The sequence below is a fragment of the Aequorivita marisscotiae genome, assembly GCF_029814825.1.
Lineage (GTDB): Bacteria > Bacteroidota > Bacteroidia > Flavobacteriales > Flavobacteriaceae > Aequorivita > Aequorivita marisscotiae.
In genome coordinates this window covers 2,145,374-2,160,440 of record NZ_CP122379.1, presented here as the reverse complement: position 1 = coordinate 2,160,440, position 15,067 = coordinate 2,145,374, and the positions used below count along the sequence as shown (strand labels likewise).

The window sequence follows — 15,067 nt, the reverse complement described above, 5'->3', positions numbered from 1 at the left end:
CTTATTTATGAAAATTTTATTTTTAGCAGCAATTTCCTCGTTAATATTTTCGTGCAGTACCGCACAGAAATCCATAAACACCAAAGAAAAAAGCGTTCAATACGCGAACACAATAACCGCACAAAAGCTAAAAGACCTTTTGTACGTGTACGCAAGTGATGAGATGGAAGGTAGAATGACCGGCTCAAAAGGGCAGAAAATGGCTGCAAATTTTATTCGCGATTTTTACAAGGAGAATGGAATAGCCGCTGCTCCAGGAACCGAAGATTATTACCAATACATTCCCGCCAGTTTTTTTGAAGGCCGCAGAGATCCGAAGGAAACTGAAAACGTTGTCGCCTTTATAAAAGGAAGTGAAAAACCTGATGAAATTATCGTTATCTCCGCACATTTAGATCACGTGGGGGTAGACAATAGCGGCAATGTTTTTAACGGAGCCGACGATGACGGCAGTGGCACTGTGGCTATCATGGAGATTGCCCAAGCTTTTAAACAGGCTGTAAAAGACGGATACCCACCAAAACGATCTATTCTTTTTCTACATGTTACAGGTGAGGAAATTGGTCTGTACGGCTCGCGCTATTATACCGAAAATCCATTGTTTCCTTTAGAAAATACCGTGTGCAATCTAAATATTGATATGATAGGAAGGATTGATCCCGATAAAGAGGAAGATCCTAATTATATTTATTTAATAGGAAGCAATAAAATAAGTCAGGAATTACAAGATGTTTCTTCGGAAGTGAATGAAAAATACACTCAATTGGAATTGGATTACAAATACGATGATCCAAATGATCCCAACCGTTTTTATTACCGAAGTGACCATTATAATTTTGCCAAAAATAATGTTCCAATTATCTTCTATTTTAATGGAGTACACGAAGATTATCACAAAATAACCGATACCCCCGATAAAATTGAATACGATTTATTGGAAAAACGCACCAAGCTAATTTTTCATACCGCTTGGGAAATTGCCAATCGCGAAAACAGAATAACTATAGATTAAAGGCAGCGTTTAAAAACAATTCTAAGAAATAATAAAACCTTTTCTAAACGAAAAAATCCTCCCAAAAAAGGGAGGATTTTACTTTCGGGTGGAAGACCGGGTTCGAACCGGCGACCTCCTGAACCACAATCAGGCGCTCTAACCAGCTGAGCTACAACCACCATTTATTGTGCTTTAAAACACAATTTCGCTAAGCGGACGCAAATATAAATCAATTATAACGGTTGCGCAACACTCTTTTTGAAGAAAATTAAATTAAATCGAAAATAGAGCTTACTGCAGGATACCGTTCTGTTGTAAAACCTTCGGCATATTCAGTGCCAATAAGCCTTCCCAAGTCCTGCGCCCGGTACGTAATACTATCTCTAAAATTTGTTGAAGTAATCGGTGTTTCGGGTTCATTGGCTTCTTTTTGGTGAAATTGACTTTTATACGCGAAAACAGTTTCCAATTTTTTATCCAAAAATCCGGTAACATCTACCACAAAATCTGGTTCAATATTTTTCCATTGAATATAATGGTAAACGTATTTTGGACGCCAAGCTTTTTGATGGTTGCTTTCATAAATAGTTTCAATTTTCTGCAATCCGCTTAAAAAACAAGCATCGCTGGCCATTTTGCTGGCTTTTGCATGGTCAGTATGCCTATCGTCTATAGCGTTGCACAGCACCATTTCGGGTTGGTACTTTCTTATTATCTTTATTATTTCCAACTGAGAGGCAGCATTATTCACTAAAAAACCATCCGAAAATTCAAGATTATGACGAAACTTAACACCCAAAATTTTAGCAGCCGCTTCCGCTTCGCTATCTCGAATTTCCGCAGTTCCGCGTGTTCCAAGTTCCCCACGGGTAAGGTCTAAAATTCCTACTGTTTTTCCAGCACTAATCTCTTTTGCCAAAGTAGCCGAACAGCCCAATTCTACATCGTCTGGATGGGCGCCTATGGCCAATATATCAATCTTCATAAAAGTGTTTTTAAATTTTTTCCATTTTTGAAACTTTTTGAAAAGCTTCTTCTAAATCTGCAATTAAATCTTCAACTTCTTCAATTCCCACCGAAAATCGAAGCAAACCGTCTCCTATCCCTTGCTCTTTCCGCGCCTCGGGAGATAACAATCCGTGCGATGTTTTGGCCGGTGAAAGTATGGTCGATTCCACACCTGCCAAACTCATGGACGGCTTAATTAATTTCAAAGCCTTTAAAAATTCATCTACATTCAAGGAATTGTCAATTTCAAACGAAAGCATTCCCGTATAACCCGTCATCTGTTTTTTTGCCAACGCGTTGTCGGGATGATTTTTTAATCCCGGATAATAAACCTTTTCAACCATCGCGTGCTTTTCCAACCATTTTGCCATTTTCTTAGCATTCTTGTTCTGCGCTTTTACCCGAAGCACCATGGTTTTCATACTTCGTTCCAATAACCAAACGGTATAATCGCTTAAACTTCCACCAAGATTTTTGGCAAGATTCCAGATTATTTTAATGTGTTCCTCGCTTGCCGCGACGGCACCTGCACAAATATCGCTATGGCCACCCATATACTTTGTGGCGCTATGAATCATAATATCAATTCCAAAATCGGCCGGGGTTTGGTTTACCGGAGAAGCGAATGTATTGTCAATCATTGTTATAACTCCGTGTTGTTTAGCCAATTTTGAAATTATTTCCAGATCGGTTATTCGCATTAGCGGATTAGAAGGTGTTTCAATAAAGATTACTTTGGTATTTGGCTGAATTTTTTCAGAAAAATCCGTTTCGGAAAATCCTTCGGCGAACGAATATTCAATTCCAAATTTATGAAATTCCTCAACTACAAAATTATACGTTCCACCGTACAAAGTCTGTGGCAGTACCACGTGATCGCCCTTGTGCAAAAATGCGAGCATGGTTGTGCTAACTGCAGCCATACCGCTTCCAAAAATAAGTGCGGCTTCGCATTTTTCAAGCTTGGCGATTTTTTTACATAGCGCCTCTTGATTTGGTGTATTAAAATAACGCGGGTAACGCTTTACTTCTACATCTTCATAAGCATAGCTACTCGACATAAATAATGGCGAAATTGCGCCTTTAAATTGCTTGTCTTCTACTTCGCCTATATGCGTACAGATGGTGTTTATACCAAGATTTTCTGATTTCATTCCGTGATTTATTTTTGAAGGACTAAGGTATAAATTATATTTTAGACAGCTCGGAATTTTAAACCGGAACCATTGTTTTTTTCTATCTTTATACTATGGTTAGAATACTTGTTTTGCTTCTCTTTACATCACTTAGTTTTGTTGCGTATGGCCAGGTTGAAATTCCAGAGGCAGAGCTTTCATTAAAAATGGTAAAAGCACGAAAAATTGGCGTGCTTTCGGTTCAATTTGGAGGTACATATTTTATAAACTCCGGGAAAGACCATAAGAGAGTTCAAGTGCGGCTTAAAGCAAAATCACTAAATGATGGCGAAATAGATTTTGACCCAAATAAACTCTCCCTTGTAAGCGAAGGCTATAAAGCTCGTTTTAGTGTTTCGGAAATATATTTTGCCACTTTTTTTAGATCGAAAGGATTTCAGATGTTAACTACAAATAATACCGAGAAACCCGTTTTCGCAAAGTACGATCCTTCAATAAAAAACACTTTTAAGGATTTTTCCATTGAAGGTTACTTAGACTGCCCATTAGACCTTAATTTTGGAACCAATAAAAAGCCAATCATACACACTATTTATTTCCGTCCGAATACAGTAGATAAAAACGTGCTCGATGTATTTTTTGTAGTTCCGAATGGCCTTACAAATGGAAAGCTGTATTTTGGCGACACACTAATTTCAGAAATAAAAATACGCAAATGAAACTACTACTCACAAACATAAAAGAATTGCTTCAAGTACGCGAAAACTGCCCCGAAAAGGTAAGCGGTTTAGAAATGAAAAATCTCCCGACATTAAAAAACGCTTGGGTTTTCATAAATCACGGCATAATTGAAGATTATGGAACCATGGACGAAATGGGACCACATCAAGGTTTTAAAACTTTAAATTGCAGCGGAAAAACAGTACTTCCGGCCTGGTGCGATAGCCATAGCCATATTGTGTATGCCGGCAATAGAGAACAGGAATTTGTAGATAGAATTAACGGACTAAGCTATCAGGAAATTGCCGAAAATGGCGGGGGTATTGTAAACAGCGCAAAAAAATTGCAAAATACTTCGGAGGAAGAACTCTATCACCAATCGGCAGCACGTTTAGAAGAAGTGATGCGCCTTGGTACGGGAGCCATAGAAATAAAAAGTGGTTACGGATTAACCACGGACGCCGAACTAAAAATGCTCCGCGTTGCAAAAAAGCTTGCCGAAGAATATCCCATTTCAATTAAAACCACATTTTTGGGCGCACACGCTATTCCCACCGAATACAAGGGCAATAAAGACGGATATTTAGATTTACTGTGCGACGAAATGATGCCCAAAGTAGCCGCAGAAAAGTTGGCGGAATACATAGATATATTCTGCGAAGAAGGGTATTTTTCAGTAGCAGATATGGAGCGTATTCTTTCCGAAGGAAAAAAATACAACCTTATCCCCAAAGTACATGTAAATCAGTTTAACAGTATTGGGGGAATTGCTTCAGCAGTAAAATATCAAGCTTTAAGCGTTGACCATTTAGAAGTTATGACCGATGAAGATATTGCTGCGCTCCAAAACTCCAGAACCATGCCGGTGGCACTTCCCTCCTGCTCGTATTTTTTAAGCATCCCATACGCCCCGGGCCGGAAAATGATTGATACGGGATTGCCATTAGCGCTTGCAACCGATTACAATCCGGGTTCCACCCCCAGCGGAAATATGAATTTTGTGGTAGCCACAGCTTGTATAAAAATGCGCTTAACTCCCGAAGAAGCCATAAACGCCGCTACCATCAACGGAGCTTATGCAATGGGCCTGAGCAAAACCCACGGCAGCATTACCAAAGGTAAAAAAGCAAACCTCATCATTACAAAACCAGTACCATCGTACGGATATTTGCCCTACGCATTTGGCAGTAATTTAATTGATTCAGTAATTATAGATGGAAAGGAAGTAAAATGAGTGTTTTAAAAATTTATTCCGAAAAAGATATTTCTTCATTTCTAAGAAAAAGAAAAGGAGAGACAAAGTTTGGCGAAAAAATAAACTTTGTTAAAACGCTCGAAGATTTAAAGAACCATTCCGCAAAATATGTGCTTTTTGGAATTCCAGAAGATATTGGCGTTCGTGCCAATTACGGCATACCGGGAACTTCAAAAGCTTGGGAAGCGGCTTTGGGAAGTCTTTTGAATATTCAACACAACCATTTAACAAATGCTGAAAACGTGATTCTTTTGGGCGAAATTGATTGCGAAACCCAAATGAAACAGGCTGACAACATTTCAAAACAAGAACCCCATGCCGTTGAAAAACTTGGCGAACTCGTTACCCAAATAGACCATAAAGTTTCCGAAGTTGTAAAAAAAGTTATTGCAGCTGGCAAGTTTCCAATCATCATTGGCGGCGGCCATAACAATAGTTTTGGAAATTTAAAAGGCACTTCTGAAGCATTGAAAAAACCAATTAATTGCATCAATTTTGATGCGCATACAGATTTTCGAGCCTTGGAACACAGGCATAGCGGCAATGGGTTTTCGTATGCTTTTGTGGACGGTTTTTTAGAAAAATATTTCATCTTCGGACTTCATGGAAATTATACTTCGGAGGCAGTATTCAATTCAATTGAAAAGAATTCCGAAAGGGTAAAATTCAATCTTTTTGAGGATATTTCAGTAAAACAAAAGCAATCCTTTTCCGAAGCAATGCAAGAAGCCGAAAATTTCTGCTGTAACGAAAACTTTGGTATAGAGCTGGATATGGACGCCATAGAAATGATGGGCAGTAGCGCCATTACGCCCAGCGGATTTACTTTAACGGAAGCTCGAAAATTTATTCACTATTTTTCGAAAAACAAAAACGCACGTTATCTTCATATTTGCGAGGGTTCGCCCACAGCGGCTATTTTTCCGAATCAAGTTGGGAAGGCTATTGGGTATTTGGTGAGCGATATTGTAGCCCATTAAAGTTACATATTAAAAAGAGTTTTTTGAATAGGATAGAATCAAAAAAAATAATTACGATATTTACTATCAACGAATTGTGAATTTCAATCTTTAAAAATCTAAATCTTTGCGATGGGAAACTTTAAAATATCTTTTAGCTACGCTTTATCAACCGTGTTTGTCGCACTTCTCTTTTTTAGTTGTAAAAATACTCCCGAAGAAAAAATAATTACCAAAGAAACCGGAAAGATGGAATATCCCGCTGAGTGGATGTACAACCAGCGCGCCTATCCAAACAACTACATCAACAAAGAGGCATATAATGAAGCCGTGTATCAAACAAAACAAATTCTGGCTAACAGGTCGCCCGAAGCGGCTGGCGAATGGACTTTTGTTGGCCCCCTAAATACCGGTGGGCGCGTAACCGATGTTGCCATTTCGCCAGATAACGACGACCATCTTTACGTGGCAACAGCCACAGGAGGGATTTTTAGAAGTTACGACCGCGGGGTAAACTGGACACCTATTTTTGATGATGAATCCAGACTATCTATAGGCAATATTGCCATTGCTCCTTCAAATGCACAAATTATTTACGCTGGAACTGGTGAAGCAAATGGAAGCGCAACAGATGGTGCCTATTTTGGCGATGGAATCTACCGAAGTAATGACGCTGGTGATACCTGGACAAACGTTGGTCTGCCAGAAAGCAATCATATTGGCCGTCTTGTGGTAGATCCCACAAATCCCGATCGGGTTTTTGCAGCTGCTACAGGCGAATTATACGGCAAAAATGTTGAAAGAGGAATTTATAAAACTACTAACGGCGGAACAAATTGGGAACGCGTGCTATTTGTTACGGATTCCACCGCCGCAATTGATGTAGCCATGAATATGGCAAATACAAATATTATTTATGCCGCAATGTGGGAACGTACCCGCAAACCTTGGGAACGCGATTATGGGGGTGTTACCTCGGCAATCCATCGTTCTATGGATGGTGGCACAACGTGGACTGAACTTGGCGCTACAAACGGACTGCCCGCTCCAAATGCACAAACAGGACGTATTGGTATTGCTGTCTCGGAATCTGATCCTTCAACAGTTTATGCGCGTTTTACCACAAACCAAATAACCAATGTTTTCAATGGCTTGTATAAATCTACCGATAATGGTGAAAACTGGTCGCAAGTAACGCCGCCAAACGCCCTGAGTAATATTGATGCCAATTTTGGTTGGTACTTTGGAAATGTTCGCGTTAACCCAAGTAATTCTTCCGAAGTATATATTATAGGTTTCGATATTGCAAAATCTACTAATAGCGGCGCTTCGTGGCAAATCTTACCGGGCATGCACGTGGACCATCACGCGTTAGATTTTTCTAGAACAAATAGCAATTTTATGCTTTCTGGAAATGATGGTGGAGCCTATATTTCAACAAACGGGGGAAGCAGTTGGACAAAGTTTGTAAACCTTCCAATTACACAATTTTACAATATTGAAGTTGATAAAACACAGCCAGAAAGACTTTACGGCGGTACGCAAGACAACAACACAATTAGAACCATAACCGGCGGCGCAAGCGATTGGAACGCAATTTGGGGCGGCGATGGTTTTCACGTAAATGTAGATCCGGTGGACAATAATTATATTTATGTGGAATCGCAATATGGAAATTTAGGACGCAGTACCAACGGCGGAAACAGTTTTACCAATGCTACTAGCGGCATTAGTTCAGGCGATAGAAATAATTGGAATACCCCCGTAATAATTTCACCCTTTAATCATGAAATTCTTTATTATGGTACCAATAGGCTTTACACTTCGAACAAAGCGGCAAATTGGTCGGTAATTAGTCCAGATTTAACCGATGGACTCCACCCTAGCGGCTCTTTAGCTTTTGGAACACTTACAGCAATCGCTGCATCTTACAATAATCTTGATGTAATTTACACAGGCAGCGATGATGGAAATGTGCATGTAACTTTTGACGGCGGCACAACGTGGACAAACGTTAGCGTTGGTTTGCCCGACCAATACATAACTTCTATCGCGATGGTTCCCGATAACGATTTAACGGCTTATGTAACCGTCTCCGGATTTAAATATTTAGATTATACTCCACGGGTTTTTAAAACTATTGACGGCGGACAAAATTGGACGGATATTTCTTCAAATTTACCTAACATTCCTGTTAATGATATAATTACTTATCCAGCCGAAAACATACTTTTTGTAGCTACCGATTTAAATGTTTGGTACTCGAAAGACGACGGTGGCAATTGGACTATTTTAGGAAACAACCTACCGATGACGGTGGTAATGGATTTAAAATTTCACGAACCAACCAAAACGCTCTTTGCCGGAACTTTCGGAAGAGCAATGCACAGCTATGACGTAAGCGATATTTTAAGTGTTGGTGAAAATGAATTGGCTTCACATTCAATTAAAGTTTATCCAAATCCTGCGAAATCAGAGTTTACAATAACGCATAATCTTTCTTCGGAAGGAAATGTGCAACTTTTTGATATTTCAGGAAAAAAGATAAAGGAATTGTTCCGTGGAAATTTCGGCATAAATAAAAGCATCCCAATAAAAACCGATGGAATTGCAGCGGGAATTTATTTAGTAAAAGTAAATAGTGGGAAGCAATCTGCTACGAAGAAATTGATAATCAATAAATAAAAATGTTATTTATTCAGGCACATTTGAAACTTTAAAATAGGTTTCAACTGTGCCTGATCTATTAATTTATTGCTTCTCACAAACTACGCCCCAAATAGACAGGGCGTTTTTTGAAGTATTTATCTTTACACTTTCTTTGTCAATTACTTTAAAATCTGATGCAGCTGCATATTGTGCATCAAAGATTGCTGCCAGTGAAAATTTCGGGTTTTTAAATTGTAAGGTTTTCCAGCTTCCATCAGAGGTGTAGGTTCCTTTTTCTGAAATTCGTATCGGTTTCTCATCCGTACCCGGTTGTGGAATACTTTTAAAGTTGAACTTGAAAGTGTTATTCTCAAATAGATGAATTGCTATTGAAGCCACTCCATTTCCTAAACTTTTATAGGAAACCGTCTCACTTTTCCCGAGGACGATTTCCTTTGAATCTTCGGAAGTTTTTACTGCAGATTTCTTGCTTCCACAGGAAGAAAAAGTAATTAACAATGTAAGTATGACTAAATATTTCCACATAGCTTAGCGTATTAATTTTTTGTATTTAATTCGTTTCGGCATTAAATCGCCACCAAGACGTTTCTTTTTATTTTCCTCATATTCACTGAAACCACCTTCAAAATAATACACTTGGCTGTTTCCTTCAAAAGAAAGGATGTGTGTACAGATTCTGTCTAAAAACCAACGGTCGTGACTGATAACTACGGCACAACCTGCAAAGTTTTCCAAACCTTCTTCTAAAGCACGGAGGGTGTTTACATCCAAATCATTTGTTGGCTCATCCAATAAAAGCACGTTGCCTTCTTCTTTTAGGGTCATTGCCAAATGCAAACGGTTTCGTTCTCCACCGGAAAGCATAGATACCTTCTTGTTTTGCTCGCTTCCGCTAAAATTAAAACGGCTCAAATAGGCGCGTGAATTAACTTGGCGCCCGCCCATCATAATTAATTCCTGACTATCGCTAAAATTTTCCCAAATGGTCTTATCTGGGTTTATATTTGAATGTGCCTGATCTACATACGCAATCTTTGCAGTCTCACCCACTTCAAAAGTTCCTTTATCGGGGGTTTCCTCACCCATAATCATTTTGAAAATAGTGGTTTTACCGGCGCCATTTGGTCCAATAATGCCCACAATACCCGCCTGTGGCAGTTTGAAATTTAAATCTTCGTAAAGCAATTTATCGCCAAATGCTTTTGAAACCCCTTTGGCTTCAATTACATTGGTTCCCAATCGCGGTCCGTTGGGGATGTATATTTCAAGTTTTTCGTCCAATTGTTTTTGGTCTTGGCTTAAAAGTTTATCGTAATTCTGCAAACGGGCCTTTTGCTTTGTCTGGCGGCCTTTGGCCCCTTGCCTCACCCACTCTAGCTCACGCTCTAAAGTTTTTTGTCGTTTACCAGCTTGCTTTTGTTCCTGCGCCAAACGCTTCGATTTTTGATCTAACCAAGACGAATAATTTCCTTTCCACGGAATACCTTCTCCCCTGTCCAATTCCAAAATCCAGCCTGCAACATTGTCTAGAAAATATCTATCGTGCGTTACTGCAATTACGGTCCCTTTGTATTCCGCAAGGTGATGCTCCAGCCAATGTACGCTTTCGGCATCTAAGTGGTTTGTAGGCTCATCGAGCAACAATACATCGGGCTCTTTTAAAAGCAATCTGCAGAGTGCCACTCTTCTGCGTTCCCCGCCGGAAAGTACACTGATAAGTTTATCAGGCTCTGGCGTACGCAGGGCGTCCATCGCAATTTCTAGTTTAGTGTCCAATTCCCAAGCATTGGTTGCATCAATTTTGTCTTGAAGCTTGGCCTGTTTTTCCATTAACTCATCCATCTTCGCCGGATTTTCATAAACTTCCGGTAGGCCAAACATGTCGTTTATTTTATTGTACTCATCTAATACATCAACCACTTCTTGTACGCCTTCTTTTACTACTTCCAAAACAGTTTTGGACTCGTCCAGTTTAGGTTCTTGTTCCAGATACCCTACGGTATAGCCGGGTGCAAAAACCACATCGCCTTGATAGTTTTTTTCTTCGCCGGCAATGATTCGAAGCAGGGTGGATTTACCGCTTCCGTTTAGACCGAGAATACCAATTTTGGCACCGTAGAAGAAGCTTAAATATATATTTTTAAGTACAGGAGTCTGGGCGCTTTGATAGGTTTTGGTCAACCCAGACATTGAGAAAATTACTTTTTTATCGTCAGCCATATGTGTTTGTTGTTAATTGTTATTTGGTTATTGGTTAATTCGTTACTTCGGGATTGGTTAATTCGAGATTCGATGTTAATGAAGATTCAGCAGCCTTAACAGCACAAGCATCTGCCCTGTATGGTATGCTGTATGTTCAATAACCAGCAGTACTTCGCGCAAAAGGGTTTGTTGGTCCTTACCGTTTTTTACAGGCTGCGTTAATTGGTTTTCTTCACTTAAAAGAAAGTTTTTTAATCGTTCGCGATCTGTTGTGTATTCGGCTTTCAGGGTTTCCCATTGCTCCAAATTTTTACAGGTTTTTTCCTTGGGCCAATAATAGTCCGGCCATTTAGGTTCAGTATAATCAAGGGAGCAAGTAAATTTTACAATATCCTTTTGCGTAAATGTTACATGATAAAATAATTCATAAAATGAATACGGCAAATTAGACGAACGTGTATTAACATCTTCAAAAGAAATTTTCTTTAACATTTCAGTCACGGGCATAAAAGCCTCGCCTCCTTCCAGGTGTTTCGCTAAGCGTTTGCGTATTTGTATTTCTTCTAACACGGTTCTGAAAATTATTGGTTATACAGCTGTTAATGCGGCTTACTGCGGGATTCATATTTGGAAATTACACCCTTCCTTTGAGCGCATTAAAAACCCACGCAATAGCGAAAAAACCAATCCCTACCGCGGCGAAACCCCAACCAGCAACATCATCATAACGAAAGGCTCCAAGTGCAATTAAAACACAACCCATTAAAATCATTATAAATGTGGCCCATGCTAATACAGTATTTTTATTCATTCCCATAGTTTATTTTAGTTTGGTTGATTTTTTTTGTCGCAAATTTACGCGCAAAAACAAATATCGGCAATATATCGTAGAATTTCGTTAACAAAATGTCATAGTTCCGAAAAGATGAAAAAGACCGAAGAAAGACAGATTTTTTTACTTTAGTTTAGGAAGCGGGTTGGTAGCATTTTGTATTTTAGCCCAAACATATTTTTACTATGGATTTAAACTTCAATAAGAACGAAGATCACAATAAACTTCTAGTTTCAGAATTAAAAAACAAACTAGCAAAAGTTAAACTTGGCGGTGGCCAAAAACGTATCGATAAACAGCACGCGCAAGGAAAACTCACTGCTAGAGAACGCATTGCGTATTTGTTGGACGATAAAAAACCAACGGTAGAAATTGGTGCTTTTGCAGGAGAAGGCATGTACGAAGAGCACGGCGGAGCACCCGGCGGCGGCGTAGTTGTAAAAATAGGTTATGTAAAAGGCAAACAGTGCATAGTTGTTGCCAACGACGCCACAGTAAAAGCTGGCGCTTGGTTTCCGATTACTGCCAAAAAGAATCTTCGCGCGCAGGAAATTTCAATTGAAAACCGCCTACCAATTATTTATTTGGTAGATAGCGCAGGGGTATATCTCCCTATGCAGGACGAAATTTTTCCCGATAAGGAACACTTCGGAAGAATTTTTAGAAACAACGCCGTAATGAGCAGTATGGGTATAACCCAAATAGCAGTAGTTATGGGCAGTTGCGTTGCAGGGGGCGCATATCTTCCTATAATGAGTGATGAAGCATTAATTGTAGATAAAACCGGGAGCATTTTTCTTGCCGGAAGTTATTTGGTAAAAGCTGCAATTGGTGAAACTATTGACAACGAAACGCTAGGTGGCGCAACCACCCATTGCGAAGTTAGCGGCGTAACAGATTATAAGGCCAAAGACGATAAAGACGCTCTCGATAAAATAAAAAATATTGTCTCTAAAATTGGCGATTACGATAAAGCCGGCTTTAATCGAGAAAAGGCTGTAAAGCCAAAAGAAAAGCAAGACGAAATATACGGTATACTACCAAAATCGCGCGCAGAACAATACGATATGCGCGAAATAATAAAACGTCTTGTTGACGATAGCGATTTTGAAGAATACAAAGAAGGTTACGGACAAACTATTTTAACCGGTTACGCACGTATAGACGGTTGGGCCGTTGGCATAGTGGCCAACCAACGTACATTGGTAAAAACTACAAAAGCAAAAACAAAGCCCAGCGAAATGCAATTCGGGGGCGTAATTTATAGCGATAGTGCAGACAAAGCCACACGTTTTATTGCAAATTGTAATCAAAAGAAAATTCCATTGGTTTTTTTGCAAGACGTTACCGGTTTTATGGTAGGTAGTAAAAGTGAACACGGCGGAATTATAAAAGATGGTGCCAAAATGGTAAATGCCGTTAGCAATAGTGTGGTGCCAAAATTCACAATTATAATTGGTAATAGTTATGGCGCCGGAAATTATGCTATGTGCGGAAAAGCATACGACCCCAGATTAATCGTGGCCTGGCCCAGTGCAGAACTTGCAGTAATGAGCGGCAATAGTGCTGCAAAAGTGTTGCTTCAGATTGAAACTGCTTCCCTAAAAAAGAAGGGTGAAACAATTACGCCCGAAGTTGAAAAAGAATTATTCGACAAGATTAAGGCGCGATATGATAAACAAATTTCGCCGTATTATGCAGCGTCACGAATTTGGACCGATGCCGTTATTGACCCGTTAGATACCCGAAAATGGATCTCGATGGGAATTGAAGCCGCTAATCATGCACCTATTGAAAAACCCTTTAATTTGGGTGTCATCCAGGTTTAATTATTGTAAACGCTTTTATTCCACGGAAGCCATAGCGCATTAATCGCTTGATTTTCACTACATTTGGTTTTATAATCTTTAATTATAAAATTTCAAAACCAGCTGTTTATGAAAATCCGTTCTACCACGCTCCGCAAATTGGGCTGGAGTTGTTTTGGGCTTATGTGGATTCCTTTTTTTACTATGTTCGCTGGGCTGTATAAACTGCCTAGTGGCTCCTATTATTTTAATGAATTGCCGCAACTTACACAGTACTCTCTAATTGCATTGTCAATTTTATTTATCCTTACATTTGTCTTTTTTATCGGGTCGGTAATAATTTCCAAAATATCCAAAAATAGATTGCTACAATCGGGAAAGGAAGCTCCCGCAATAATAAAACGGGTATATGAAACTGGCACCACCGTGAACAATTCGTATATGGTGGGTTTTGACTTGGAAGTGATGCCCAAAAACGCACCAAAATTTTATACCTCTACAGAGCAACTTATCTCGCGACTACAAATCCATAAATTTGAAGTGGGCACTACCGTATTGGTAGCTTACGATGCCAAAACCCAAGTAGCGACTATCATTGGTGAACTTGAACAGAAATTAAATCCTTAAAAAAACACCAAATCATTCCAATTTGATTATTTTTCCCACTAATTTAAAGTGTAAGAAAATTAACTTGCAAACTATTATATATTGAATAGCCCCCACGATACAGTTATGAAGGTTATGTTTGTTATACCGTGTTATAACGAAGAAAATAGGTTGCAAACCGAAGTTTTTTCGCACTTTGGAAATAATAATCCCCACGTACATTTCTTATTTGTAAACGACGGCAGTAAAGACAATACGGCAAAAGTAATTCAAAAAATATGCGATAGCACGGAGCACGCTACTTCACTAAATCTCCAGCAGAATGTAGGCAAGGCAGAAGCTATTAGAGCTGGTGTACTCGTCACTAAAAACAACTTAGACGATTATGCATTTATTGGTTATTTAGATGCAGATTTGTCTGTACCACTGGAAGAAATACCCGAATTTTTAAATATTCTTCATCAAAACAAAAACATTAAGTTTTTAATGGGAGCTAGACTGGCACGGTTGGGTGCCAATATAAAACGGAAAAAAAGGCGACATTATTTGGGAAGGGTTTTCGCAACTTTTGTAAGTTCATTGCTCAACGAGCCGGTTTACGACACCCAATGCGGGATTAAACTTATTGATAGTTCGGCGGTTTTTAAACTTTTTGAAGCTGAGTTTGTAAGCAAATGGTTATTTGACGTTGAATTGCTATTTAGGTGGAAAGTGTATTTCCCAAATAATATGAATATGATTTACGAACATCCATTGTCTAAATGGACCGATATTCCCGGTTCAAAATTAAAGCTGAAGAATTTTTTATTCGCCCCTTTTGAATTATTCGTTATTTGGAATAAATATCGCAAAGCCTCTAATACTATTCCGTAATTTA

14 protein-coding genes and 1 tRNA gene are annotated in these 15,067 nt (G+C 39.1%); 8 read left to right on the top strand and 7 right to left on the bottom strand.

The features are described 5' to 3' along the window. The first annotated feature begins 7 nt into the window (after positions 1-7). Positions 8-1,012 carry a M28 family metallopeptidase gene (locus QCQ61_RS09675; protein WP_279447445.1) on the top strand — a complete coding sequence of 335 codons (1,005 nt, stop codon included), beginning with the start codon at positions 8-10 and terminating at the stop codon, positions 1,010-1,012. An 86-nt stretch (positions 1,013-1,098) separates the two neighbouring features. On the opposite strand, the gene QCQ61_RS09670 is transcribed toward QCQ61_RS09675, so the two are convergent. The 3 genes from QCQ61_RS09670 to QCQ61_RS09660 all read right to left on the bottom strand — a co-directional run bounded on the left by QCQ61_RS09670 (position 1,099) and on the right by QCQ61_RS09660 (position 3,156). After that, positions 1,099-1,174: transfer RNA gene (locus QCQ61_RS09670), tRNA-His, on the bottom strand. An 88-nt stretch (positions 1,175-1,262) separates the two neighbouring features. Next, the gene (bshB1, locus tag QCQ61_RS09665) at positions 1,263-1,979 is read right to left on the bottom strand and encodes a bacillithiol biosynthesis deacetylase BshB1 (RefSeq protein WP_279447444.1); all 717 of its coding nucleotides are present in this window, start codon (positions 1,977-1,979) and stop codon (positions 1,263-1,265) included. A 10-nt stretch (positions 1,980-1,989) separates the two neighbouring features. Then, positions 1,990-3,156, bottom strand: a complete 1,167-nt coding sequence (locus tag QCQ61_RS09660; protein WP_279447443.1) for a trans-sulfuration enzyme family protein — start codon at positions 3,154-3,156, stop codon at positions 1,990-1,992. Between the two features lie 95 nt (positions 3,157-3,251). Here QCQ61_RS09660 and QCQ61_RS09655 point away from each other — a divergent pair, with 95 nt between their 5' ends. The 4 genes from QCQ61_RS09655 to QCQ61_RS09640 all read left to right on the top strand — a co-directional run bounded on the left by QCQ61_RS09655 (position 3,252) and on the right by QCQ61_RS09640 (position 8,757). Continuing rightward, positions 3,252-3,857: a hypothetical protein gene (locus QCQ61_RS09655; protein WP_279447442.1), complete on the top strand. Its 606-nt coding sequence runs from the start codon at positions 3,252-3,254 to the stop codon at positions 3,855-3,857. Then, complete coding sequence (gene hutI / locus QCQ61_RS09650; RefSeq protein WP_279447441.1) at positions 3,854-5,092, top strand: imidazolonepropionase; 1,239 nt, start codon at positions 3,854-3,856, stop codon at positions 5,090-5,092. Before QCQ61_RS09655 ends, hutI begins: the two co-directional genes overlap by 4 nt. Next, complete coding sequence (locus tag QCQ61_RS09645; protein ID WP_279447440.1) at positions 5,089-6,093, top strand: formimidoylglutamase; 1,005 nt, start codon at positions 5,089-5,091, stop codon at positions 6,091-6,093. Before hutI ends, QCQ61_RS09645 begins: the two co-directional genes overlap by 4 nt. Positions 6,094-6,204: 111 nt before the next feature. Continuing rightward, positions 6,205-8,757, top strand: coding sequence for a T9SS type A sorting domain-containing protein (locus tag QCQ61_RS09640; protein WP_279447439.1), 2,553 nt, complete (start codon positions 6,205-6,207; stop codon positions 8,755-8,757). Between the two features lie 66 nt (positions 8,758-8,823). On the opposite strand, the gene QCQ61_RS09635 is transcribed toward QCQ61_RS09640, so the two are convergent. From QCQ61_RS09635 to QCQ61_RS09620, 4 genes are all read right to left on the bottom strand, one after another. Beyond that, the gene (locus tag QCQ61_RS09635) at positions 8,824-9,267 is read right to left on the bottom strand and encodes a hypothetical protein (RefSeq protein ID WP_279447438.1); all 444 of its coding nucleotides are present in this window, start codon (positions 9,265-9,267) and stop codon (positions 8,824-8,826) included. A gap of 3 nt (positions 9,268-9,270) precedes the next feature. Then, positions 9,271-10,962, bottom strand: a complete 1,692-nt coding sequence (gene ettA / locus QCQ61_RS09630; RefSeq protein ID WP_279447437.1) for an energy-dependent translational throttle protein EttA — start codon at positions 10,960-10,962, stop codon at positions 9,271-9,273. 75 nt (positions 10,963-11,037) lie between these two features. Beyond that, positions 11,038-11,514 carry a DinB family protein gene (locus QCQ61_RS09625; protein WP_279447436.1) on the bottom strand — a complete coding sequence of 159 codons (477 nt, stop codon included), beginning with the start codon at positions 11,512-11,514 and terminating at the stop codon, positions 11,038-11,040. A gap of 64 nt (positions 11,515-11,578) precedes the next feature. Beyond that, positions 11,579-11,761, bottom strand: a complete 183-nt coding sequence (locus QCQ61_RS09620; protein WP_279447434.1) for a CAL67264 family membrane protein — start codon at positions 11,759-11,761, stop codon at positions 11,579-11,581. Positions 11,762-11,961: 200 nt separating this feature from the next. Between QCQ61_RS09620 and QCQ61_RS09615 the strand changes: the two genes are divergently transcribed. From QCQ61_RS09615 to QCQ61_RS09605, 3 genes are all read left to right on the top strand, one after another. Continuing rightward, positions 11,962-13,605 carry an acyl-CoA carboxylase subunit beta gene (locus QCQ61_RS09615; protein ID WP_279447433.1) on the top strand — a complete coding sequence of 548 codons (1,644 nt, stop codon included), beginning with the start codon at positions 11,962-11,964 and terminating at the stop codon, positions 13,603-13,605. Between the two features lie 108 nt (positions 13,606-13,713). Continuing rightward, the gene (locus tag QCQ61_RS09610; protein WP_279447432.1) at positions 13,714-14,211 is read left to right on the top strand and encodes a hypothetical protein; all 498 of its coding nucleotides are present in this window, start codon (positions 13,714-13,716) and stop codon (positions 14,209-14,211) included. A 105-nt stretch (positions 14,212-14,316) separates the two neighbouring features. Continuing rightward, entirely contained in the window at positions 14,317-15,063 is a 747-nt protein-coding gene (locus QCQ61_RS09605; protein WP_279447431.1) for a glycosyltransferase, read from the top strand. The last annotated feature ends 4 nt before the right edge of the window (positions 15,064-15,067 follow it).